The sequence below is a fragment of the Sphingomonas sp. genome, from assembly GCF_965227385.1.
Taxonomy (GTDB): domain Bacteria; phylum Pseudomonadota; class Alphaproteobacteria; order Sphingomonadales; family Sphingomonadaceae; genus Sphingomonas.
Map to the genome: position 1 here is coordinate 2994581 of NZ_OZ245750.1, position 22160 is coordinate 3016740.

Below are 22160 nucleotides of genomic sequence, written 5' to 3' on the forward strand. Positions count from 1 at the left end.
CAGCACCATACGTCGTGACCCCGGCCTTGTGCCGGGGTGACGATCAGAGGAGGCGCTCGATATCCGCCGCGATATCCTCGGGCTTGGTCTGCGGGGCGTAGCGTTCCACGACGTTCCCCTCGCGGTCGATCAGGAACTTGGTGAAGTTCCACTTGATCCCCTCGGTCCCGAACAGGCCCGGCGCCTGTTTCTTCAGCCAACGATACAGCGGCGCCGCATCCGCGCCATTGACGTCGATCTTGCCGAACACCGGGAAGGTGACGTCATAGCTCAACGAACAGAAATTCGCGATCTCCGTCGCATCGCCCGGCTCCTGCGCGCCGAACTGGTTGCACGGAAAGCCCAGCACCTCGAACCCGCGCTCGCCATACCGGCGGTGCAATCCCTCCAGCCCGGCATATTGCGGCGTGAACCCGCATTTCGACGCGACATTGACGATCAGCAACACCTTGCCCGCGAACTCCGACAGGTCCGCCAGCGCGCCGCTCGCGGTGGTGACGGGTATTTCGGTGATCGTCGTCATGCCGTTTCCTCCAGCAATCCCTCGTGCAACCGCACCACACGGTCCATCTTTGCCGCCAGCCGCTCATTATGCGTCGCGATCAGCGCCGCCGCGCCCTCGCCGCGCACGAGTCGCAGGAACTCGGCAAGCACCACATCTGCAGTTTTTTCATCCAGATTGCCGGTCGGCTCGTCCGCCAGCACCAGCGCCGGCCGGTTGGCGAGCGCACGGGCGACAGCGACACGCTGCTGCTCGCCGCCCGACAGCTGGCTCGGTCGGTGCGTCAACCGGTGGCCAAGGCCCAGCGCGGTCAGCAGCGCCTCTGCCCGCGCGCGCGCATCGGCATGGGTCGCGTTCTGGATCAGCTGCGGCAGCACGACATTTTCGGTCGCGTCGAAATCGGGCAGCAGATGGTGGAACTGATAGACGAAGCCAAGCTTGTCGCGCCGCGTCAGCGTGCGCGCATGGCTCTCCAGCTTCGCCACCTCAATGCCCGCGATGCGGATCGACCCCTCGAACCCGCCCTCGAGCAGGCCGACCGCCTGCAACAGCGTCGACTTCCCCGAACCGGACGGACCGAGCAGCGCGACGATCTCGCCCGGCGCGACCGACAGGTCGATGCCGCGCAGCACCTCGATCGTCGCGTCGCCTTGGGTGAACGCGCGGCGCAGGCCCTGGGTCTGGAGGACGGCTTCACTCATAACGCAACACCTGTACCGGATCGGTGCTCGCCGCCTTGAACGCGGGGTAGAGCGTGGCAAGGAAGCTGAAGCCCAGCGCCATCAGCGCGATGCTGGCGACCTCCAGCGGATCGGTCTTGGCCGGCAATTCGGTCAGGTAACGCATCGAGGGATCCCAGATTTCCTGTCCGGTGATGAAGCCTAGGAAGCTCAGCACCCCCTGCCGGAAATAAAGCAGGACGAAGCCCAGGATCAGGCCGGCAACGATGCCCAGCCCACCGATCGCGGTGCCGACGGTCACGAAGATCTTGATGAGCCCGCTCCGCGTTGCGCCCATCGTACGCAGGATCGCGATATCGCGGGTCTTGGCGCGGACCAGCATGATCAGCGACGACAGGATATTGAACACCGCGACCAGGATCAGGATCGACAGCACGGTAAAGGTCACCAGCCGGTCCACCGCCAGCGCCTCGAACAGTGTGGCGTTGAGAGTGCGCCAGTCGCTAAGCTGTGCGGTCTGCACCACCTTCTGCGCCAGCGGGGCGAGAATTTCGCCGACGCGGTCGGGGTCCTCGGTGTCAATCTCAACCATGCTGACCGAATCGCCCATCAGCAGCAATGTCTGAGCGGTCTCCATCGGCATGACCACGAACGCCTTGTCATAGTCGTAGACGCCCACCTCGAAGATCGCGGCAATGCGGTACGACACGATCCGCGGCACCGTGCCGAACGGAGTGGTCGGTCCCTGCGGGCTGATCAGCTGGACACTGCTGCCCAGTGACGCACCCAGCGTGCTCGCCAGCCGCGACCCGATCGCGATGCATTCGCAATCCGGGGTCAGCTCGGCCATCCGGCCTATCACCACATTGCGGTTGAGCGTCGGATTGGCGCGCAAGTCGCCAACCGTCATGCCGCGAATCAGCACGCCTTCAACCCGCCCCTGAAAGCTCGCCATCAGCGGCTGCTCGATCAGCGGGGTGGCGGTCGTCACGCCCGGCGTCTTGCGCGCCTCGGCCGCCACCTCGCGCCAGTCGCGCAGCTGGCCGCCATAGCCCTGCACCACCGCATGGCCATTGAGCCCGGTGATCTTGTCGAACAGCTCGGCGCGAAAGCCGTTCATCACGCTCATAACGATCACCAGCGCGGCGACGCCCAGCATCACCGCGACCAGGCTGATCGACGCGACCAGCGCGATAAAGGCCTCGCCCCGGCCCGGCAGCAGGTACCGGCGCGCGATCATGCGTTCATATCGGGAAAGGAACATGGCGCGGTGTTAGGGGGTGGCGCAGGCGCGCGCAATCACGCTGTTGCCAAATAAACACAGCGTTGCCGCAATCCGCCGCCGTGACGTCAACGCCCCGTGACAACCGCCCGCCGCCATCCTAGCACGCTCATACGAAGCAATGGCAAAGGCCGTGGTTCGGGGAGGCTCTTCAGCCCCGTCTTGCAAAGGACGCGCGGGCAGAAGTGGCCACTTAAGGGGGCTGACGAGGCATCGTCACGCAGGGGCCCGGGTCGGAAACGGCCCGGGCCTTTGGCATTTCCGGACATTGTCGCGGCTTAAGCAACTGGCTAACAGCCTAATATGAGCGCCGAACAGTCGACAGTCACCATTGCACGTGTAAACTGGCCGAAAGTTTTGCGTCTGCACCTGCTGCCGCCGGCGATCCTCATGCTGGGATGGGCGACATTCTCGGATCTTTCACTGGCGGAAGTTTTCAGTTGGGAGAATATGGCAACCACGAGTCGATGGCGGCCAATCCCGTATATTGCTTTGCCAATGCTGGCCCTGTTCACGGTCTTTTTCTTAACCCCCTTGCTTCTCCACTGGGCGCGACGTGGAAAGCTGATCTGAATTCAGGGATCGCGATTGCATGCGATCTATTTTCAGTCTTTCCCCATTGCTGAAATCGAATCACAGACTATTCGCTCACATTCTGATCATATGGGCAGCGAGTTAGCCTTTTACCTGCGATCCGGCGGTGAAAAGTCGATCGACTTGAATTTCTCCGACGTTGACGGTGCTGAGGTAGCGCGCCGCCTCACCGATGCGGTGCTGAACTCACGATCAAATGCCTGTTAAGGGCGGGGAGGAAGCCTTGGGAGCCATCCCGGCTCCCTCCCCTGTCCGGCGATGCCATCCCGCGTGCAAGGGACGACACCACACCGGAATTGCGATCAGAAGTTGAACTTGATCGTCCCGCCAAAGGTCTGCGGATCGCCGACCTGCGCCGCGATCAGGCCGGTGTTGCCTCCCGTGCCCGCGAGGTAGAGGTCGATATAATCCTTGTCGAAGGCGTTACGCGCCCACAGGAACACGTCGAACTTGTCCGTCCGGAAGCCGCTGCGGAAATTGTGCAGCGAATATCCGTCCACCCAGGTGTAGATCGACGGCGACGGGTTGGACGACCAGCTCGAGCGCGAGCTGGCGTCATAGCCGAAGTAGAACTGCCCCTCGCTGCCAAACACGTTGTCCGGCGCGTTCGCCTCCGCACCCCAGGAGAATGCCCATTTCGACACGCCCGGCAGCACGGCGCCCGACGCGTCATAGATCGGCGGGCTGACCGCACCCGGCGTCCCCGGCGCGCCGACCGTGCCGGTGAAGGTGCACTTGCCGGTCTGAACGATGCCGGTGGTCGATCCGCCAGCCAGTTCGGGCGGCGGCGGTGCGTCGCAGAATTTGTCGAACTTGGCGTCGGTATAGGCGCCGCTGATATAGGCGTTGAACCGCGCGCTCGGCCGGATCGAGAAGTCCGCCTCGACGCCCTTGCTGCTCACCTTCTCCGCATTGGCCAGGTAGCCGCGCACGGTGACCAGCTGACCGTTGCTCACACTTGCCTGGAAATCCTTGATCTTGGTCCAGAAGCCGGTGATGTTGAACGTCGCCTTGCGATCCCAGAACTGGGTTTTCAGGCCCACTTCGAAGTGAGCGACCTTCTCCGGCTTGATCGTGAAGTCCGCCGCGTTGGGAACGCCATTGGCGTCGGCGCGCACGCCGTTCAGGTTGATGCCGCCGGTCTTGAACGAGCGCGCATAGGTCGCATAGGCGTTGATATCGTCGGTCAATTCATAGCGCAGGTTGAGGTCGTAGGAGAGGTTCCACGCACTGAACTGCGGCTCGAAATATTGCGATGCCTGAATGCCGCGCTGCGCCGCGATCCACGGGTCGGTGTAATAGGGCGAGCCCGGCACCGGCGACACCTCGCGCCGCGTCCCGTCCGACGCCGTGCCGGTGACGACCGAGTTATACAGGCCGTCCTTCTTGTCATAGTTGATGCGGATGCCGGGCGAGACGGTGAAGCGATCGCCGAGCTTCAGGTTCAGCTTGCCGTACAGCGCCAGGCTGGTGTTATCGAGCCGGATATCATTGATCGCGACCAGGTTGTTCAGCACCGCCGGGTTGGTCGACAGCGCGCTGGTCGGGTTGAGCAGCCAGCGGCTGGCGTCGCGTCCGGTTTCCTGGATGCCGCTGGTGCGGATCTTCTGGTGGAACGCGAACGCGCCGACCACGAAGTCGAACCCGTCCCCTTCATGATTGAAGCGGAATTCCTGCGAATACTGGCTCTGCTCGGTCGGATTGTTGACCTTGGTATAAACCTGAAGGCCGGTGTAATCGCGATCGTTCGCCGGGGTCCAATCCCAGAAGCGCCACGCGCTGATCGACGTCAGCGTGTTGCCCTCGCTCACATCCCACACCGCCTTGATCGATGCGCCGCCGATCTCGTTGCGCGCCGACAGCTGCGCATCGACATCGGTCACCCGGTCATAGGGATCAGTGCTGGGCGGCGCATAACCTGGGAAGTAGGAAATCAACGCCGGATATTGCCGGTTCGCCGCGCGCTGCGTCGGGCTATAGCCACCGTAGGTGAAGGCGCAGCAGATCGGATCCTGCAAGTTCCAGTCACCGGCAAAGGTGACGCTCAGATCCTCGCTCGGCTTCCACAGCACCGACCCACGGATACCGATGCTGTCCTGCGACTGGATCCATGTCTTGGAATAGGTATTCCACAGCGTGCCGCGGCGATGCGTCGTGGTGACGCTCAGTCGCGCCGCCAGGTTCTCGGCCAGCGCGCCGGAGATCGACGCCTTGCCCTGCTTGAAGTTGAGGTTGCCGACCGAAATCTCGCCACGGCCCTCTAACTCGAAGCTCGGCGCGCGGGTGGTGATGTTGATCGCCCCGGCCGTGGTGTTCTTGCCGTACAGCGTTCCCTGCGGACCGCGCAGCGTAACGATCTGCTCGACATCGACGAAGTCGAGCGTGGCCGAGGCGATCCGGTTATAGAAGACGTCGTCGATATAGATGCCAACGCCCTGCTCGAACCCGTCATTGGTCAGCCCGAACGGCGCGCCGATCCCGCGGATGTTGATGAAGGTATTGCGCGGGTTTTGCGAATAGAATTGCAGCGTCGGCTGCAGCTGGGTCAGCCCGGTGATGTTGTACGTGCCGCGCGCTTCCAGCGTCTTCGAACCGACGACCGAAAGGGCGAGCGGGACGTCCTGCACATTCTCGGACCGGCGGCGGGCGGTCACCACCACAGTGTTCGCATCCTGCTCGGCCGTGTCGTCAACCGCCGCGATGGGCGCTGGTGCGGGCTTCGCTTCTTCGACCAGCGCGGCTGGCGATGCGATGGCCAGCAACAGCGATGAAAATGTCGTCAGACTCACGTGCCGATCCCCTTTTGATGTCGTCGCGCTAAACTCCACCAATCGCGTAGGCATTAGCCAGAAAGCAATTCTATTCCCAGTGCATCGATGGGCTTTAGGCGCGATATTCTCTCGGTTCGGCGCTCTTGAAAGCCGCACGACACTCCCCAAATCTCAATCGTTCGGCGCCGTCAGGGCCGGGCAGACTTGGCATCGCGGATGAGCCGGATGCCGCAAGACGTTGAAATTGCTCATTGGAGGATTACGCTATGCGTCAGATCGATTTGACCCCCTTCCGCCGCTCGACGATTGGCTTCGACCGGCTCTTCGACATGCTCGAAGCAACCGCGCGCCAGTCCAGCAGCGAGAATTATCCGCCCTTCAATCTCGAGCGCGTGTCGGACGACCGCTATCGGATCACCATCGCCGTCGCCGGCTTCAAGGCTGACGAGATCGAGATCGTCGCCCAGCAGAATCTGCTGCAGGTGACCGGCAAGAAGGGCGAGACCCAAGACAACAACCCCGCACAGATGCTCCATCTCGGCATCGCCAATCGCGGGTTCGAGCGCCGCTTTGAGCTGGCCGACTTCGTCCGCGTCGAGAGCGCGGACCTCACCGACGGTCTGCTCGTGATCGAGTTGGTGCGTGAGGTACCCGAGGCGATGAAGCCGAAGAAGATCGCCATCGGCGGCGGCACCGAAAAGACCGCGATCGAACATCGCGACGTCGCCTGAGGTGACACCCCATGGCGGTGCGCTGACCCCTTGCGCATCGCCACAAAAGAGGGCGTCCGAACTGCGGTTCGGACGCCCTTTTTGCAGCCTGTATCAGGCGATTGCGATCACACCAGTCGCGACTGGCGCACCGCCGCCTCGATGAAGCTGGCGAATAGCGGATGCGGATCGAACGGCTTCGATTTGAGCTCCGGGTGGAACTGAACGCCGACGAACCACGGATGGTCGGGCCGTTCGACGATTTCGGGCAACATCCCGTCGGGCGACATTCCGGAGAAGACCAGGCCGCCGGCCTCAAGCCGCTCGCGATAACCGGTATTCACCTCGTACCGATGGCGATGACGCTCGCTGATCGCCTCGCCGCCATAGATCGACGCCACGACCGAATTGCCGTCGAGCTTCGCGGGATACGCACCAAGCCGCATCGTGCCGCCCAGATCGCCACCCTCTTCGCGCTTCTCGATCCCGTCCCTGCTCATCCATTCGGTGATGATGCCGACCACCGGCTCTTCAGTCGGCCCGAACTCGGTCGAGGACGCGTTGGCGATCCCGGCCATGTTCCGCGCACCTTCGACGCACGCCATTTGCATGCCAAAGCAGATTCCGAAATAGGGCACCTTGCGCTCGCGCGCGAAGCGGACGCTGGCGATCTTACCCTCCGCGCCGCGCGAACCGAATGCACCGGGGACAAGGATCGCATGGCACGGCTCAAGATTGGCCGCGACCTCGGCATCGTCGCCCTTTTCGAACAGCTCGGCGTCGATCCAGCGGATGTTGACCTTCACCTTGTTGGCGATGCCGCCATGGACGAGCGCTTCATTAAGCGACTTGTACGCATCCGGCAGGCCGACATATTTGCCGACCACGCCGACTGTCACTTCGCCTTCCGGGTTGAACAGCCGGTCGGTAATCTCGGTCCAGCGCGACAGATCGGGCGCCGCGCCCGGCTCGATCCCGAATGCACGCAGCACTTCGCTGTCCAGCCCCTCGGCATGATATTGCAGCGGAACGGCATAGATGCTTGGCGCGTCGAGCGCAGGAATGACGGCGCTGGCGGGCACGTTGCAGAATTGCGCGATCTTCGCGCGCTCGCTCGCCGGCAGCGGCTTTTCAGCGCGGCATACTAGCACGTCGGGCTGTACGCCCAGCGACGCCAGTTCGCGCACGCTGTGCTGCGTCGGCTTGGTCTTTAGCTCGCCGGCAGCGGCAATATAGGGCACCAGCGTCACGTGAATGCTGATCGACTGGCCGCGGCCAAGCTCGTTCTTGAGCTGGCGGATCGCCTCGATGAACGGCAGCGACTCGATGTCGCCGACGGTGCCGCCGATCTCGCACAGCACGAAATCCAGATCATCGGTCTCCGCCTGCGCGAAGTCCTTGATGGCATCCGTCACGTGCGGGATCACCTGGACGGTGGCGCCCAGATAGTCGCCGCGCCGCTCACGTTCGATGATCGTCTTGTAAATGCGACCCGATGTCACATTGTCCGACTGGCGTGAGGCAACCCCGGTGAACCGCTCATAGTGGCCAAGGTCGAGATCGGTCTCAGCCCCGTCATCGGTCACATAGACTTCGCCATGCTGATACGGCGACATCGTGCCGGGATCGACGTTCAGATAGGGGTCGAACTTGCGGATACGGACCTTGTACCCGCGTGCCTGCAGCAGCGCAGCGAGGCTGGCGGCCATGAGGCCCTTGCCAAGCGAGGAGACCACGCCGCCGGTGATGAATATATACCGCGTCATGGGAGTCACCGCTTATCCTTCAAGCACAAGTTGGGGCAAGCGCCCGACTCCGGGCGCCGCCAAATAAAGTTCGATTATGCCGCTTAGTTGGCGAGCGGGACGGCGCTGTTGTCCGCAGGGGCTGCGGGAACAGGCTGGGTCGCCGGAGCGGTCTGCGTTGCCGGAGCGGTGGCACGGCTGGTGTCGATGGCACTGTCGCCGCGAGTAGCCGCCAGCACCGCCAGCGTGATGCTCATCACCACGAACGCACCGGCCAGGATTGCCGTCGCTCGTGTCAGGAAATTCGCCGCGCCGCGCGCCGACATCAGGCCCGACGGGCTACCGCCGGTCGTCAGGCCACCGCCTTCGGACTTCTGCATCAGGATCACCGTCACCAGCAGAAAGGCGATGATGGCGTGAACGACGAGGAGGAAGGTGAACAGCATGGCGGTCTTTCTCGGGAAAGCGGCCACATAGGCAACCCGGGGGCGCGGATCAACCGCCGATCGTCAGCCGGGGCACTCCGGGATCGTCACCGAAACGGAACATTTCGTCATCGTGCTGAAACCCGTTGGCCACCGGGGCGTTAATATGCCCGAAGGAACGGTTTCTTGCGGACCTGTAACGATAATGACGAGTAGTGCGATGAACGCCATGACCGACCATTCGCTGGACCAGTGGAAATCGACATTGATCGATTATGTACGGTCGGGCGAACCCGATCTGACCAATCGGCAGATGGCGTTGATGCTGCTGGTGTATCTCGATCCTGGCCCGCACACGGTCCGCGGACTGGCGCGCGCGCTGAACGTGTCCAAGCCTGTAGTCACACGCGCCTTGAACAGATTGGGCGCTCTAAGCTATCTGCGCCGCCAGCGCGACGAAACCGATAAGCGGAACATCTTCGTCGCGCGGACACCGGAAGGGGCGGAGTTTCTTGCAGAATTCGGACAATTCGTTACCGGCGACGCCCTCGGCACCAACGGCAGAGAATCCGCCTCGGCGTAATCGATTCGCGCTCACCGGCCGCTCGGTTCAGATCGATCCTCGCCGTGAAGCGGCGCGCCGCGATCTGGCCGATGTGCGCCTCGCCGACCGGGTTTTTGCCCCGCATTACGCCGCTCCGCTGATCCGGATCGCAGCCTGCCCGACCGTCCTGCGCACAACGCGTGACGCCGACGGCGAGGTGCTTGCGACGCTCGTCCCTGGCGATCGGTTCGAGGCGCTCGAACTGTCCGGCGGTCTGGCTTGGGGAAGCGCGCCGGATCACGGCTTGGTCGGCTACGTCATGGCTGCCGATCTGGGGATCCCGGCGTGACGGTCTCGGTTTTCATCGACGGCGCGGCCGGAACGACCGGTCTCGAGATCCGCGAACGCCTTTCCGGTCGCGATGAGATCGCGCTCATCGCGCTGACCGATGCGGATCGCAAGAATGCGGCCAAGCGCGCTGCAGCGCTGAATGATGCCGATTTCGTCATCCTGTGCCTGCCCGATGAGCCGGCGCGGGAGGCTGTGGCCCTGATCGACAACCCGCGGACCCGCGTCATCGATGCGTCCACCGCACATCGGGTCGCCCCCGGCTGGACCTATGGCTTCGCCGAGCTGGAACCGTCTCAGGCGCAGGCGATTGCGGATGCGCCACGCGTATCCAACCCCGGGTGCTGGCCGACCGGCTATCTCGCTCTTGTGCGCCCGCTCGTCCGCGCCGGCCTCATTCCCGCCGACTGGCAGCTCAGTGCCGGAGGTGCCTCGGGCTATTCCGGCGGAGGCAAGGCGATGATCGCCGAGTTCGAGGATGGATCTGAGCCCACCGGCTTCCGCGCCTATGGCCTCAATCTCGATCACAAGCATCTGCCCGAGATGCAGAAACATGCCCGTATGGAGCACGCGCCGATCTTCATGCCTGCGGTGGCCCATGCGTATCGCGGCATGCTGGTCGAAGTGCCGCTGGCGCTCGCCGCCCTGCCCCGCAAACCCTCGCCCGCCCAGATCCTGCAGACATTGGCCGACGCCTATCGCGACTCGGCGATCGTGCGCGTGGTCGACGATACGGAAGCGACTTTGGTGCGGCTCGAGGATGATGCCGGCACCGATCGGCTGACGATCCGCGTGTTCGCCAATGCCGATCGCGGTCAGGCCCGCCTCATCGCGACGCTGGACAATCTGGGCAAGGGCGCGGCGGGTGCCGCGGTTCAGAACCTCAACATCATGGCCGGGTTCGACCAGACTTCAGGACTGGTGCTTTAGCGCCGAATAGGTATGCGCGCTTCGCAGCGCACCTGTCCGCTGCTAGGGCGGCGGGACGATGACATTGGGAGGATCGATGCGACAGCCTTTCGGCAAGCTGCTGCTGTTTGGAGCCACGGGCGACCTGGCTCAGCGCATGCTGATTCCCTCGCTCTACGGCCTCCATGCGGATCATCTTCTGCCCGAGGCGCTGACGATCACGGGTACTGCGCGGTCAACGCTGTCAGACGCGGAATATCGCGACTTCTGTGCCAAGGCGCTGGAAACCTATCTGCCCGCCGACCGCAAGGACGCCGCAGCGATCGCCGCGTTCCTGGCCCGCGTCCAGTACCAGCCGCTCGATGCGTCGACGATCGAAGGCTATGACGATCTGGCGAAGAAGCTCGGCGACATCTCTGGCGGCCTCGCCATCTTTCTGTCGACCGCGCCCAAATTCTTCGAACCCACGATCAAGGGTCTTGCCTCGGCAGGGCTCGCCGGTGACGATGTCCGCATCGGCCTTGAAAAGCCGCTCGGCACCGATCTTCCGTCCAGCCGCGAGATCAACGACGCGGTCGCATCGGTCTTCCCGGAAAACCGCACGTTCCGCATCGACCATTATCTGGGTAAGGAAACCGTCCAGAACATCCTCGCGCTGCGCTTCGGCAATTCGCTGTTCGAACCGGTGTGGAACGCGGCCGGGATCGACCATGTCCAGATCACGGTCAGCGAAACCGTCGGGCTTGAGGGGCGCGCCGGCTATTATGACGATGTCGGCGCGCTGCGCGACATGGTCCAGAACCACATCCTCCAGCTGCTCGCGCTGATCGCGATGGAGCCCCCTGCCCGCTTCGACGGCACCGCGATCCGTGACGAAAAGGTCAAGGTGCTGCGCTCGCTGCGCCCGATCGCCGGGCGCGACGCGGCCGACCTGACCGTCACCGGCCAGTACACGGGCGGCGCATCGACCGGCAAGATCGTCGCGGGCTATGCCGAGGAGCTGGAAAAGCCTTCGAAGACCGAAACGTTCGTCGCGATCAAGGCGCATGTCGACAACTGGCGCTGGCAGGGCGTGCCCTTCTACCTACGCACCGGCAAGCGGATGACCGAACGGCGCAGCGAGATCGTCGTACAGTTCAAGCCGGTGCCCCACTCGATCTTCGCGGAGCGCGGTGGCGTGCTCCAGTCGAACACGCTGATCATCCGCATCCAGCCGGAGGAATATGTCCGCCTGCTGGTCATGGCCAAGGAACCCGGGCTCGACCGCGACGGCGTGCGTCTGCGAGAAGTGCCGCTGAACCTCAGCCTCGATACCGAATTCGCCGGCACCCGCCGCCGGATCGCCTATGAACGGCTATTGCTTGACCTGATCGAGGGCGACCCCACCTTGTTCGTGCGCCGTGATGAGGTTGAGGCGCAATGGGCCTGGATCGACGCGATCCGCGCCGGCTGGGACATGGCGGACGTCAAGCCGAAGCCCTATGCCTCCGGTACCTGGGGTCCGTCCGCCGCCATCGCGCTCACCGAACGCGACGGCGTGACCTGGAACGAATAAACCTCATACCGGATTGAAGGTTTCCCACTGGAGTAGTTGAAAATGGCCGAAGAAATCGAATGGTGGGAATATGAGGAAGCGGGCGAGTGGGTCGATGCCCTCGCCGGCGACATTGCCTTCATCATCGAAAGCGCGATCGACGCGCGCGGCGGCGCGGTGATCGCGCTGGCAGGCGGCAAGACCCCCGCCCCGGTCTATGAAAAGCTCGCCGCGGCAAAGCTCGACTGGAAGCGCGTGACGATCGTCCCGACCGACGACCGCATCGTCCCGCTCGGCGACCCGCTGTCCAACGTCACGGGCCTCGGCAAGGTGTTCATCCCCAAGGGCGCGCGCGTCGTTCCCTTGGTGAGCGAAAAGGCCGATGATTATAAGGCCGCCGGCCGCGCCGCCGATGCGCGCCTCGCCGATCATCACTTCCCGCTCGACCTCGTCCTGCTCGGCATGGGTGCGGATGGCCACACCGCCTCGATCTTCCCCGGCCCCGATTTCGACGAAGCGCTGAACGGCCCCAAGGAGCGCCGCGCGCTGGGCGTCATGCCCGACCCGCTGCCGCCCGAAGCACCGGTCGCCCGCGTCACCCTGTCGTCCGCCGCCATCGCCAACGCCAAGTCGCTGATGATCGCGATCACCGGCGCTGAGAAGCGCAAGGTGCTGGAGGCAGCGATCAAGCAGGGCGCGTCGAGCAGCTATCCGATCGGCCGCGTCCTCGCGGAGACCGAACTGCCCGTCGACGTCCACTGGCTGGAGTAACCACCATGCCGACGCTCCACGCCGAAATCGCCGCCGTCACCGATCGCGTGATCGAACGCTCGAAGGAACGCCGCGACGCCTACCGCGCGCTGATGAATCAGCAGCGCGAGGGCGGCGTCAGCCGTCGTGGATTGGGCTGCGCCAACCTCGCCCATGCCTATGCCGGCACGGACGAGCAGCGTGACGCGATGAAGCCCGCGAACCGGATGAATATCGGGATCGTCACGGCCTATAACGACATGCTGTCGGCGCACGCGCCCTATTATCGCTATCCCGAACAGATGAAGATCTGGGCGCTGGAGGCTGGCGCGACGGCACAGGTCGCGGGCGGCGTGCCTGCCATGTGCGACGGCGTGACGCAGGGCTATTCGGGCATGGAACTGTCGCTGTTCAGCCGCGACACCATCGCGCTGTCGACCGCAGTCGCGCTCAGCCACAATACGTTCGAGGGCGCCGCTCTGCTCGGCATCTGCGACAAGATCGTTCCCGGCCTGTTGATGGGCGCACTGCGCTTTGGCCATCTCCCGATGATCATGATCCCCGCCGGCCCGATGCGCACCGGCATCGCCAACAAGGAAAAGGCGCGGGTCCGCGAGCTTTATGCCGAGGGCAAGGCGAGCCGCGAGGAGCTGCTCGAATCCGAAATCGCCGCCTATCATGGCAAGGGCACCTGCACCTTCTACGGCACCGCCAATTCCAACCAGATGATGATGGAGGCGATGGGCCTGCACGTGCCCGGCGCGTCGTTCATCAATCCGGGCACGAAGCTGCGTCAGGAACTGACCAGGGCGGCGGTGCAGCGGCTGCCCCAGATCGGCTGGGACGGCGACGATTATCGCCCGATCGGTGAGGTCGTGGACGAGCGCGCGATCGTCAACGCCGCAATCGTGCTGCTCGCTACCGGCGGCTCGACCAACCACCTCATCCACCTCCCCGCCATCGCCCGCGCCGCGGGCATCCTGATCGACTGGGAGGATTTCGACCGTCTGTCGCGCAGCGTGCCCCTCCTCGCCCGCGTCTACCCCAATGGCTCGGCGGATGTGAACGGGTTCGAGGATTCCGGTGGCCCGACCTTCGTGATCCGTGAGCTGCTCAAGGGCGGCATCCTCCATGGCGACACGCTGACCACCTTCGGCGACGGCCTCGACGCCTATGGCAAGAAGCCGGTGCTGGAGAATGACGCGCTCGCCTGGGCCGATCATGGCGATGCCAGCGGCGATGACAGCATCGTCCGCACGATCGACGCCCCCTTCTCGCCCGAGGGCGGTTTCCGCATCCTCGCGGGCAATCTCGGCCGCGCCTGCATCAAGGTCAGCGCCGTCGAGCGTGACCGCTGGACGATCGAGGCACCCTGCCGCGTGTTCGAAACGCAGCAGGCGGTGCAGGACGCGTTCAAGGCCGGAGAACTCGACCGCGACGTGGTCGTCGTCGTGCGGTTCCAGGGGCCGCGCGCCAATGGCATGCCCGAACTGCACAAGCTCACCCCACCGCTCGGCGTCCTGCAGAACCGCGGATTCCGCGTCGCGCTCGTCACCGACGGGCGCATGTCGGGCGCATCGGGCAAGGTCCCGGCCGCGATCCACCTGTCGCCTGAGGCACTGGGCGGCGGCCCGATCGGCAAGCTGCGCGACGGCGACATCGTCCGTCTGTGCGCGGAGGAAGGCGTCCTGCAGGCGCTGGTCGATCCCGCCGAATGGGACGCGCGCGACCTCGCCGCCGCCCCCCCGACCGACCTCGGCACGGGCCGCGAGCTGTTCGCGATGATGCGCCACGGCGCCAGCGAGGCCGAGGCCGGCGGATCGGCAATGCTCGCCGCGGCCGGCCTCTGAGAAAAAGAACAGGGAGAAGACGTTTGGAAGTCGTAGCGGTCGATATCGGCGGGACCCATGCCCGCTTCGCCATTGCCGAGGTCGAGAATGGCCGCGTCGTTTCGTTGGGCGATCCGGTCACGCAGAAGACCGCCGATCATGCCAGCTTCCAGCTCGCCTGGCAGGCATCGGCCCGCGAGTTCGACCGCCCGATGCCGCGCGCGGCGGCGATCGCCATCGCCTCGCCGATCAATGACGAGCTGATCAAGCTGACCAACAACCCGTGGATCATCCGCCCGCCGCTTATCCGCGAACGGCTCGACGTCGACAGCTACAGCCTGATCAACGATTTCGGCGCGGTCGGCCATGCCGTCGCCCAGTTGCCCGACGAGCATTTTGTGCATCTGTGCGGCCCGATGACAGCGTTGCCGGAGAAGGGCTCGATCACCGTGTGCGGCCCCGGCACCGGGCTGGGCGTGGCGCAAGTCTTCCGGCCCCCGAGCGGCGGCTATCACGTCATCGCGACCGAAGGCGGACATATGGATTTCGCCCCGCTCGACAGCATCGAGGATGGCTATGTCCGCCGCCTCCGCTCGACCTACACCCGCGTCTCGGCGGAGCGGATCGTATCCGGCCCGGGCATCGTGCCGATCTACGAAACACTGGCGCAGATCGAGGGCAAGGCGGTCCACAGCCTGTCGGACAAGGAAATCTGGACCCTCGCGCTGGAGGGCAAGGACAGCCTCGCCGTCGCCGCGCTCGACCGCTTTTGCCTCAGCCTCGGCGCGGTCGCCGGCGACCTCGCACTCGCGCATGGCCCGACCGGCGTCGTCATCGCGGGCGGCCTCGGCTTCCGGCTCAAGGATCACCTGCTCGGCTCTGGATTTGCCCAGCGTTTCGTCGCAAAGGGGCGCTTCCAGGGATTGATGTCCTCGATCCCCGTCAAGCTGATCACCCACCCCCAGCCCGGCCTCTATGGCGCGGCGGCGGCCTATGCGCAGGAGCATACGCAATGACCATCGAAACCATCATGCGGACCAGCGCGGTCATTCCCGTCCTTGTCATCGACGACGCGGCGACCGCTAAGCCCCTCGCCGAAGCGCTGGTCGCCGGTGGTCTCAAGGTGCTCGAGGTGACCATGCGCACCCCTGCCGCGCTCGACGCGATCCGCGAGATGAAGAAGGTCGAAGGCGCGATCGTCGGCGCCGGCACCGTCGTCAACACCGATCAGTTCGCGCGCGTGATGGACGCGGGCGCCGAGTTCATCGTCTCGCCGGGCCTGACCGATCGCCTCGGTCAGGTGACCGTCGAGAGCGGCGTGCCGTTCCTGCCCGGCATCGCCAATGCCGGCGACATCATGCGCGGCTACGACCTCGGCCTGCGCCACTTCAAATTCTTCCCGGCGGAAACCAGCGGTGGTCTGAAGGCGCTCAAGGCACTCGCCGCGCCGTTTTACGAAGCGAAGTTCTGCCCCACCGGCGGCATCAGCGCCGCGACCGCCCCCGACTGGCTCGGCTTCGACCCGGTCCTGTGCGTCGGCGGCAGCTGGGTCACGCCCAAGGGCGCCAGCATGGCCGAAGTCGAGGCGCTGGCGCGCGAGGCGGCGGGGATGCGTTGACCTGACTGTATTATTCATGTAATACAGCTGAATGTTCGCACCCGTCGTCACCCTTGTCACCCTCGCCGCCGGATTGCCGCAGGTCTTCGACCCCGGCCGCGAGAAACCGCCGGTCGTCCCGCCGAACCAGGTGCTGGTGCTGGGCACGCCGCACCTGTCCGGCATTCCCGCCGATCAATATCCCGAAAGCTGGCGCCCGCTGCTCGACAAGCTGGCCGCATATCGCCCCCAGATCATCACGATCGAGGCGCTGTCGGGCGCGCAATGCGCTTATCTGCGTACCTATCCGGGACGGTGGACCAGTAGCGTTGCGGACTATTGCTGGGATCCAGCGCCGGCCCGGGCCGCGACCGGCCTCACCGACACCGAAGCCGTCGTGGAATCCGAACGGCTGCTCGCCGCCCGCGGCCCGACCCCGACGCCCGCCGCACGGCGGCGGCTTGCCGCGACCTTCCTCGCCGCGGGCGAACGCGCATCTGCGCTGGTCCAATGGCTCCGCCTGCCCGAGGGCGAACGCCATCCCGGCGACGGCCTCGACGCCGCGCTGGTCGAAGTGCTGGAAAAGGTCCGCGTCCGGCACAACGAAGATTATGCGATCGCCGCGCAACTCGCCGCGCGCCTCGGCCTCGAGCGGCTGCATTATGTCGACGACCACACATCGGACTTCGTGATTTCCGACGAGGCGGCATTTGGCGCCGCGATCCAGGCGCAATGGGACAATGCGGCAAGCAAGCAGCGCAAGGCCGCCGATGCCAAGCTGATGGCGGGCATGAAAGCACCCGGCGGACTGCTCGCCGCCTATCGCGGTTATAATGATCCCCGTACCTTCGCGCTGATTTATCAAAGCGATTTCGGCGCGGCGCTCCGCGACCCGTCACCCCAGCGCTTCGGGCGGCAATATGTCGGCGGCTGGGAAGTGCGGAATTTGCGCATGGTCGCCAATATCCGCGAAACGCTGGTGTCTGCACCGGGTTCGCGCGTGCTGACCATCGTTGGCGCCTCGCACAAGCCCTATTTCGACGCCTATCTGCGCCAGATGCACGATGTGCAGCTGGTCGATGTGGAGTCCGTGCTGAAATAGCATGCACTCGGGCGCTGTTAGCGCTACCCCTGACGACACACGGCACCGCGATGACGCGGGCCGCTTCGGAGGGGGCGAAGAATGGATGATGCGGGTTCGCCGCAAGCGACGCTTGCGAAGATCAGCCGACGGTTGATGCCGCTGCTCTGCACCATGTACCTCCTCGCTTACATCGACCGGCAGAACGTTTCCTACGCCAAGCTGGAGATGGTCGACGCGCTCGGCATGTCCGAAGCCGCCTATGGCCTGGGTGCCAGCCTGTTCTTCCTCGGCTATTTCCTGTTCGAGGCACCCGCGAACATGATTCTCGCCCGCGTCGGCGCGCGGCTGTGGTTCACCCGGATCATGCTCACCTGGGGCCTCATCACCATCGCGCTCGGCTACACGCAAAGCCTGACGATGTTCTACGTCCTGCGTTTCCTGCTCGGCGTGGCAGAGGCGGGCTTCTTTCCGGGCGTGCTTTACCTCCTCACCCTCTGGTATCCCCAGGCGCACCGCGCGCGCATGGTCGGACTGTTCATGATCGCCAGCGCCTTTGCCAATGCGGTCGGATCGCTGATCGGCGGCGCATTGCTTGAGCTCGACGGGTTGGCGGGACTTGCCGGATGGCAATGGGTGTTCGTCGCCACCGGCCTGCCTCCGGTGCTGCTTGCACCGGTGGTGCTGTGGAAGCTGCCCAGCACGCCGGGCGAAGCGAAATGGCTGAGCGCTGGCGAGAAAAAATGGCTCGCCGACACCCTCACCGCCGAAACCCCGGCAGGCGACGCCGGCTCGGCGTGGCGCGCGCTCACCGATCCGCGCGTGCTGCTGCTCTCGCTGCTCTATTTCGCAATGCCGCTCGGCGCCTATGGCCTCAGCTACTGGCTCCCGACCATCGTCAAGAGCTTCGGCGCCTCGAACATCCAAAACGGGATCATCAACGTGATCCCGTGGATCCTCGTCGCGGTCGCGCTCTGGGCGGTCCCCCGCCACGCCGCGCGGCATGGCACCAGCCGCTGGCACGTCGCCGGCCCGATGCTGGTCGCAGCCGCCTTCTTCCTCGCCAGCGTCATCCTGCCCGGCGCAGCGGTCAAATTCGCCTGCCTGTGCATCGCCGCCGCCGCGATCTTCTCTGCCCAGCCGGTGTTCTGGAGCATCCCGCAAGGTCTGCTCCGCGGTGCCCACGCCGCGGCCGGCCTCGCGGTGATCAACTCGGTCGGCAATCTCGGCGGATTCGCAGCGCAGAACGCCGTGCCGATGGTCCGCGACTATACCGGCAGTACGCTCGCGCCCATGGCGATGCTGGCAGGGGTATTGGCGGTCGGAGGGATTGCGTTCCTGACCGTCCTGCCGCGGTTGGGGGTGGAACGTCCGGCGGACTGATCCCTACATCTCCCCGCGTGCTCGGCGCAGCGCATACCATTTCTGGACGTTTGCGTTGTGCTGTTCAAGCGTGTCGGCGAAGATGTGTCCGCCGGTGCCGTCAGCGACGAAGTAGAGCGCGCTGGTCTGCTCCGGGTTCAGCACCGCGTCGATGCTCGCACGGCCGGGATTGGCGATCGGCCCGATCGGCAGGCCCGCGCTGGCGTAGGTGTTGTACCCGTTCTTGTCCTGCAATTCGGAGCGCAGGATCCGGCGGCCCAGCGGCTTGCCTCTGGTCACCGGATAGATCACGGTCGGGTCGGCCTGCAGCGGCATTCCGCGCTTCAGCCGGTTGGAATAGACCCCCGCAACCATCCGCCGCTCTTCGGGCTTCCCCGTTTCCTTCTCGACGATCGAGGCAAGGATCAGCGCTTCCTGCGGCGTGCTCACCGCGATGTTCGGCTTGCGGCGCCCCCATGCCTCGGCGAGATATTTGTCCATCGCGCTCTGCATGCGATCCAGCACCTGCTGCCGCGTATCGCCGCGATTATAGGCATAGCTGTCGGGCAGGATGCTGCCCTCGATCGGTACCTCGACCTCGCCCTGCAGCTGCTCGGCCGCCATCAGCCGTTCATGGACCAGGATCGACGGCATCCCCTCTGGAATCATCACGAAGCGCTGGAGCGTACGCCCGCCCTGCAGCATCTTGAGCAGGTCGGACTGGCTGATCTTGGCCGGTACGCGATATTCGCCCGCCTGGATCGGCGTGTCGTCGCCGAACACCCGCGCCATCCACAGGAACAGGTCCGCATCGCGGATCGCGCCCTGCTTCTCCAGCTCACGCGCGGCGGTGGTGAGGGTCGATCCCTGCGCCACGGTCAGCGTCATGTTGCGCGTCCCCGGCCCGGCCCCGCCCCATAGCTGCGCCGCCCAGAATGCCGCGCCGACCAGCGCGAGGATCAGGAGAACGCCGAAACAGCCAAACTTGCGCAACGCCAATCTCCGTCCTGAAGAATCTCCCCTCCCGCACGCGGGAGGGGAACGAGATCAGACCGCCTTCATCACCAGCGACGCGTTGGTGCCGCCAAAGCCGAACGAGTTGTTCAGCACCGCGCGCACCTTGCGCTCCTTGGCCTTGTGCGGGACCAGGTCGACGCCGGCGCAATTCTCGCTCGGATTGTCGAGGTTCAGCGTCGGCGGCACGATGCCGTCGCGCATCGCCAGGATGCAGAAGATGCTCTCCACCGCGCCCGCGCCGCCCAGAAGATGGCCGATCGCCGACTTGGTCGAGCTCATCGACAGATCGCCGATCGCGTCGCCAAACAGACGGCGCACGCCGCCCAGCTCCAGCTCGTCGCCCAGCGGGGTCGAGGTGCCGTGCGCGTTGATGTAGTCGATGTCCGACAGCGCCAGGCCCGACTTCTTCATCGCCATCTGCATCGAGCGGAACGCGCCCGACCCCTCGGGATGCGGTGCGGTCACGTGATAGGCGTCGCCCGACAGGCCATAGCCGACCACTTCGGCATAAATCTTTGCGCCGCGCGCCTTGGCCCGCTCATATTCCTCGAGCACCACGACGCCTGCGCCCTCGCCCATGACGAAGCCGTCGCGGCCCTGATCCCAGGGACGGCTCGCCCGCCACGGTTCGTCACGGAAGCCGGTCGACAGCGCGCGCGCCTGACCGAATCCGGCGATGCCGATTGGGCAGATCGTGCTTTCCGCACCGCCCGCCAGCATGACATCGGCGTCGTCCATCGCGATCATCCGCGCAGCGTCGCCGATCGAATGCGCACCGGTCGAGCAAGCCGTGACGACCGCATGGTTCGGCCCCATCAGGCCGTACTTGATCGACACCTGACCCGAGATCAGGTTGATCAGGCGGCCGTGGACGAAGTGCGGCGACACGCGCTTCGGACCCTTTTCGGCCAGCACCAGCGATTCGCTCTCGATGCCCGGCAGACCACCGATGCCCGATCCGATCGAACAGCCGGCGCGGAACCGCTCTTCCTCGCTCATGTCGAGCAGGCCGGCGTCCTCGATCGCCTGTCCGGCGGCATCGATACCATAGACGATGAACGGATCGACCTGGCGCTGGATCTTGTGATCGACGCGCTTGCCCGGGTCGAACCCATATTCATGGTCGGCGGGCTTTACCTCACAGGCATAGTTGCTCTGGAAGTCGGTCGCGTCGAACCGCGTGATCGTCCCCGCGCCGGACTTGGCGGCAAGGATGTTTTTCCAGCTGGTTTCGACATCCCCGCCCAGCGGGGTGACAAGGCCGAGGCCGGTGACGACGACGCGGCGCATAGTTACTCTCCGGTGTTGATCGCTACAAAACAAAACGGCTCCCCACCCCTTTCCGGGACCGGGAGCCGTTCGTCAAATCCTGCCCAAGCGGGCGGCCATCCGGGAAACCCGAATTAGCCCTGATTCTCGTCGATATAGGTGATCGCGTCCTTGACGGTCGTGATCTTCTCGGCGGCATCATCGGGGATCTCGACGCCGAATTCCTCTTCGAACGCCATGACCAGCTCAACGATGTCGAGGCTGTCTGCGCCCAGGTCGTCGATGAAGCTCGCGTCTTCGGTGACCTTCTCGGCTTCAACGCCGAGATGCTCGACGACGATCTTCTTCACGCGATCGGCGGTCTCGCTCATGTACCCTGTTCCTTCTTGTAGGTTGAATCTCTTGATCCTGAACGCACCTAGAACGCTGCCAGCCCCTGCGCAAGAGGGGGACGCAGCGTCGGCGCTGGATCACAGCATCGCCATGCCGCCATTCACGTGCAGCGTCTGGCCGGTGACATACCCCGCTTCCTTCGACGCAAGATAGACGACGGCGGCACCAATGTCTTCCCCGCTGCCTAGATCACCCGCCGGAATCCGGGTCAGCAACGCGGTCTTCTGCGCCTCGGGCAGCACATCGGTCATTGCCGAGCGGATGAAGCCCGGCGCGACGCAGTTAACCGTGATATTGCGGCTCGCCAGTTCCTGCGCCATCGCCTTGGACATGCCGACGAGGCCGGCCTTGGACGCGGCATAATTGGCCTGGCCCGGATTGCCGGTCGCACCGACGACAGAGGTGATCGAGATCATCCGGCCGAACCGAGCCTTCATCATCGGCTTGGCCGCGGCGCGCATCAGGCGGAACGCAGCCTCGAGGTTGACGCGGATCACCTGATCCCATTCCTCGTCCTTCATGCGCATCGCCAGGTTGTCGCGCGTCACGCCGGCATTGTTGACGAGGATATCGAGCTTGCCGAGCGCCTCGACCGCCGACGGCACCAGCGCGTCCACCGCCGCGGCGTCGCTCAGGTTGCATGCCAGCGCGACATGATCCCCGCCCAGTTCGGCGCGGAATGCCTCCAGCTTTTCGGCATTGGACCCCGAAACCGCCAACCGCGCGCCTTGAGCGGCGAGTGCCTTGGCGATCGCGGACCCGATGCCCCCCGAAGCGCCAGTCACCAGCGCGGTCATGCCTGTCAGGTCGAACATGTT

23 protein-coding genes are annotated in these 22160 nt (G+C 64.8%); 13 read left to right on the forward strand and 10 right to left on the reverse strand.

Translation table 11 applies throughout. The annotated features are described in order from the left end of the window. Window positions 1-43: 43 nt before the first annotated feature. Genes ACO05N_RS14750 through ACO05N_RS14760 form a run of 3 tightly spaced genes read right to left on the reverse strand, consistent with a single transcriptional unit; the run spans window position 44 to window position 2446 of the window. Window positions 44-523: a glutathione peroxidase gene (locus ACO05N_RS14750; RefSeq protein ID WP_422057826.1), complete on the reverse strand. Its 480-nt coding sequence runs from the start codon at window positions 521-523 to the stop codon at window positions 44-46. Further along, window positions 520-1203, reverse strand: a complete 684-nt coding sequence (locus ACO05N_RS14755; protein WP_066662556.1) for an ABC transporter ATP-binding protein — start codon at window positions 1201-1203, stop codon at window positions 520-522. Before ACO05N_RS14755 ends, ACO05N_RS14750 begins: the two co-directional genes overlap by 4 nt. Then, on the reverse strand, window positions 1196-2446 hold the full coding sequence (locus ACO05N_RS14760; RefSeq protein WP_422057827.1) for a lipoprotein-releasing ABC transporter permease subunit: 1251 nt from the start codon (window positions 2444-2446) through the stop codon (window positions 1196-1198). Before ACO05N_RS14760 ends, ACO05N_RS14755 begins: the two co-directional genes overlap by 8 nt. Window positions 2447-2767: 321 nt before the next feature. Here ACO05N_RS14760 and ACO05N_RS14765 point away from each other — a divergent pair, with 321 nt between their 5' ends. Both ACO05N_RS14765 and ACO05N_RS14770 read left to right on the forward strand, forming a co-directional pair. Continuing rightward, the gene (locus ACO05N_RS14765; protein WP_422057828.1) at window positions 2768-3037 is read left to right on the forward strand and encodes a hypothetical protein; all 270 of its coding nucleotides are present in this window, start codon (window positions 2768-2770) and stop codon (window positions 3035-3037) included. A 15-nt stretch (window positions 3038-3052) separates the two neighbouring features. Beyond that, window positions 3053-3265 carry a hypothetical protein gene (locus ACO05N_RS14770; protein WP_422057829.1) on the forward strand — a complete coding sequence of 71 codons (213 nt, stop codon included), beginning with the start codon at window positions 3053-3055 and terminating at the stop codon, window positions 3263-3265. A gap of 95 nt (window positions 3266-3360) precedes the next feature. Here ACO05N_RS14770 and ACO05N_RS14775 read toward each other — a convergent pair whose 3' ends face one another. Continuing rightward, on the reverse strand, window positions 3361-5847 hold the full coding sequence (locus ACO05N_RS14775) for a TonB-dependent receptor (RefSeq protein ID WP_422057830.1): 2487 nt from the start codon (window positions 5845-5847) through the stop codon (window positions 3361-3363). 248 nt (window positions 5848-6095) lie between these two features. Here ACO05N_RS14775 and ACO05N_RS14780 point away from each other — a divergent pair, with 248 nt between their 5' ends. Beyond that, complete coding sequence (locus ACO05N_RS14780; protein WP_066662567.1) at window positions 6096-6560, forward strand: Hsp20 family protein; 465 nt, start codon at window positions 6096-6098, stop codon at window positions 6558-6560. A 107-nt stretch (window positions 6561-6667) separates the two neighbouring features. On the opposite strand, the gene ACO05N_RS14785 is transcribed toward ACO05N_RS14780, so the two are convergent. Both ACO05N_RS14785 and secG read right to left on the reverse strand, forming a co-directional pair. Beyond that, a complete protein-coding gene (locus ACO05N_RS14785) occupies window positions 6668-8305 on the reverse strand; it encodes a CTP synthase (protein ID WP_422057831.1) in 1638 nt (545 codons plus the stop codon). An 83-nt stretch (window positions 8306-8388) separates the two neighbouring features. Further along, a complete protein-coding gene (gene secG / locus ACO05N_RS14790; protein ID WP_422058763.1) occupies window positions 8389-8727 on the reverse strand; it encodes a preprotein translocase subunit SecG in 339 nt (112 codons plus the stop codon). A gap of 202 nt (window positions 8728-8929) precedes the next feature. Here secG and ACO05N_RS14795 point away from each other — a divergent pair, with 202 nt between their 5' ends. From ACO05N_RS14795 to ACO05N_RS14840, 10 genes are all read left to right on the forward strand, one after another. Further along, window positions 8930-9292, forward strand: a complete 363-nt coding sequence (locus ACO05N_RS14795) for a MarR family transcriptional regulator (RefSeq protein ID WP_422057832.1) — start codon at window positions 8930-8932, stop codon at window positions 9290-9292. Next, on the forward strand, window positions 9222-9602 hold the full coding sequence (locus ACO05N_RS14800; protein ID WP_422057833.1) for an SH3 domain-containing protein: 381 nt from the start codon (window positions 9222-9224) through the stop codon (window positions 9600-9602). Before ACO05N_RS14795 ends, ACO05N_RS14800 begins: the two co-directional genes overlap by 71 nt. Next, window positions 9599-10531: an N-acetyl-gamma-glutamyl-phosphate reductase gene (argC, locus tag ACO05N_RS14805; protein ID WP_422057834.1), complete on the forward strand. Its 933-nt coding sequence runs from the start codon at window positions 9599-9601 to the stop codon at window positions 10529-10531. Before ACO05N_RS14800 ends, argC begins: the two co-directional genes overlap by 4 nt. Window positions 10532-10607: 76 nt before the next feature. Beyond that, complete coding sequence (gene zwf, locus ACO05N_RS14810; protein WP_422057835.1) at window positions 10608-12065, forward strand: glucose-6-phosphate dehydrogenase; 1458 nt, start codon at window positions 10608-10610, stop codon at window positions 12063-12065. Between the two features lie 42 nt (window positions 12066-12107). Next, a complete protein-coding gene (gene pgl / locus ACO05N_RS14815) occupies window positions 12108-12815 on the forward strand; it encodes a 6-phosphogluconolactonase (RefSeq protein ID WP_066662580.1) in 708 nt (235 codons plus the stop codon). A 5-nt stretch (window positions 12816-12820) separates the two neighbouring features. Further along, entirely contained in the window at window positions 12821-14644 is a 1824-nt protein-coding gene (gene edd, locus ACO05N_RS14820; RefSeq protein WP_422057836.1) for a phosphogluconate dehydratase, read from the forward strand. A gap of 23 nt (window positions 14645-14667) precedes the next feature. Beyond that, window positions 14668-15639 carry a glucokinase gene (glk, locus tag ACO05N_RS14825; RefSeq protein WP_422057837.1) on the forward strand — a complete coding sequence of 324 codons (972 nt, stop codon included), beginning with the start codon at window positions 14668-14670 and terminating at the stop codon, window positions 15637-15639. Further along, a complete protein-coding gene (gene eda / locus ACO05N_RS14830) occupies window positions 15636-16241 on the forward strand; it encodes a bifunctional 4-hydroxy-2-oxoglutarate aldolase/2-dehydro-3-deoxy-phosphogluconate aldolase (protein WP_422057838.1) in 606 nt (201 codons plus the stop codon). The genes glk and eda overlap by 4 nt, the downstream gene beginning before the upstream one ends. A gap of 31 nt (window positions 16242-16272) precedes the next feature. Continuing rightward, entirely contained in the window at window positions 16273-17322 is a 1050-nt protein-coding gene (locus ACO05N_RS14835) for a DUF5694 domain-containing protein (RefSeq protein WP_422057839.1), read from the forward strand. 81 nt (window positions 17323-17403) lie between these two features. After that, window positions 17404-18684 (forward strand): MFS transporter, encoded by a 1281-nt coding sequence (locus ACO05N_RS14840; RefSeq protein ID WP_422057840.1) that lies wholly within the window; start codon window positions 17404-17406, stop codon window positions 18682-18684. Between the two features lie 3 nt (window positions 18685-18687). Here the strand turns inward: ACO05N_RS14840 and mltG are convergent, their stop codons facing one another. The 4 genes from mltG to fabG form a co-directional block, all read right to left on the reverse strand. Continuing rightward, window positions 18688-19656 (reverse strand): endolytic transglycosylase MltG, encoded by a 969-nt coding sequence (mltG, locus tag ACO05N_RS14845; RefSeq protein WP_422057841.1) that lies wholly within the window; start codon window positions 19654-19656, stop codon window positions 18688-18690. A 54-nt stretch (window positions 19657-19710) separates the two neighbouring features. Next, window positions 19711-20970: a beta-ketoacyl-ACP synthase II gene (fabF, locus tag ACO05N_RS14850; protein ID WP_422057842.1), complete on the reverse strand. Its 1260-nt coding sequence runs from the start codon at window positions 20968-20970 to the stop codon at window positions 19711-19713. Between the two features lie 113 nt (window positions 20971-21083). After that, window positions 21084-21320, reverse strand: a complete 237-nt coding sequence (locus ACO05N_RS14855) for an acyl carrier protein (protein ID WP_066575645.1) — start codon at window positions 21318-21320, stop codon at window positions 21084-21086. 99 nt (window positions 21321-21419) lie between these two features. Further along, window positions 21420-22157: a 3-oxoacyl-[acyl-carrier-protein] reductase gene (fabG, locus tag ACO05N_RS14860; protein WP_422057843.1), complete on the reverse strand. Its 738-nt coding sequence runs from the start codon at window positions 22155-22157 to the stop codon at window positions 21420-21422. Window positions 22158-22160 lie beyond the last annotated feature (3 nt).

What these genes read in the sequence shown, in the direction of transcription:
- ACO05N_RS14750 (WP_422057826.1), bottom strand. Translation starts at nt 523, where the DNA reads ATGACGACGATCACCGAAATACCCGTCACCACCGCGAGCGGCGCGCTG.
- ACO05N_RS14755 (WP_066662556.1), bottom strand. Translation starts at nt 1,203, where the DNA reads ATGAGTGAAGCCGTCCTCCAGACCCAGGGCCTGCGCCGCGCGTTCACC.
- ACO05N_RS14760 (WP_422057827.1), bottom strand. Translation starts at nt 2,446, where the DNA reads ATGTTCCTTTCCCGATATGAACGCATGATCGCGCGCCGGTACCTGCTG.
- ACO05N_RS14765 (WP_422057828.1), top strand. Translation starts at nt 2,768, where the DNA reads ATGAGCGCCGAACAGTCGACAGTCACCATTGCACGTGTAAACTGGCCG.
- ACO05N_RS14780 (WP_066662567.1), top strand. Translation starts at nt 6,096, where the DNA reads ATGCGTCAGATCGATTTGACCCCCTTCCGCCGCTCGACGATTGGCTTC.
- ACO05N_RS14785 (WP_422057831.1), bottom strand. Translation starts at nt 8,305, where the DNA reads ATGACGCGGTATATATTCATCACCGGCGGCGTGGTCTCCTCGCTTGGC.
- ACO05N_RS14795 (WP_422057832.1), top strand. Translation starts at nt 8,930, where the DNA reads ATGAACGCCATGACCGACCATTCGCTGGACCAGTGGAAATCGACATTG.
- zwf (WP_422057835.1), top strand. Translation starts at nt 10,608, where the DNA reads ATGCGACAGCCTTTCGGCAAGCTGCTGCTGTTTGGAGCCACGGGCGAC.
- pgl (WP_066662580.1), top strand. Translation starts at nt 12,108, where the DNA reads ATGGCCGAAGAAATCGAATGGTGGGAATATGAGGAAGCGGGCGAGTGG.
- edd (WP_422057836.1), top strand. Translation starts at nt 12,821, where the DNA reads ATGCCGACGCTCCACGCCGAAATCGCCGCCGTCACCGATCGCGTGATC.
- eda (WP_422057838.1), top strand. Translation starts at nt 15,636, where the DNA reads ATGACCATCGAAACCATCATGCGGACCAGCGCGGTCATTCCCGTCCTT.
- ACO05N_RS14835 (WP_422057839.1), top strand. Translation starts at nt 16,273, where the DNA reads ATGTTCGCACCCGTCGTCACCCTTGTCACCCTCGCCGCCGGATTGCCG.
- ACO05N_RS14840 (WP_422057840.1), top strand. Translation starts at nt 17,404, where the DNA reads ATGGATGATGCGGGTTCGCCGCAAGCGACGCTTGCGAAGATCAGCCGA.
- fabF (WP_422057842.1), bottom strand. Translation starts at nt 20,970, where the DNA reads ATGCGCCGCGTCGTCGTCACCGGCCTCGGCCTTGTCACCCCGCTGGGC.
- ACO05N_RS14855 (WP_066575645.1), bottom strand. Translation starts at nt 21,320, where the DNA reads ATGAGCGAGACCGCCGATCGCGTGAAGAAGATCGTCGTCGAGCATCTC.
- fabG (WP_422057843.1), bottom strand. Translation starts at nt 22,157, where the DNA reads ATGTTCGACCTGACAGGCATGACCGCGCTGGTGACTGGCGCTTCGGGG.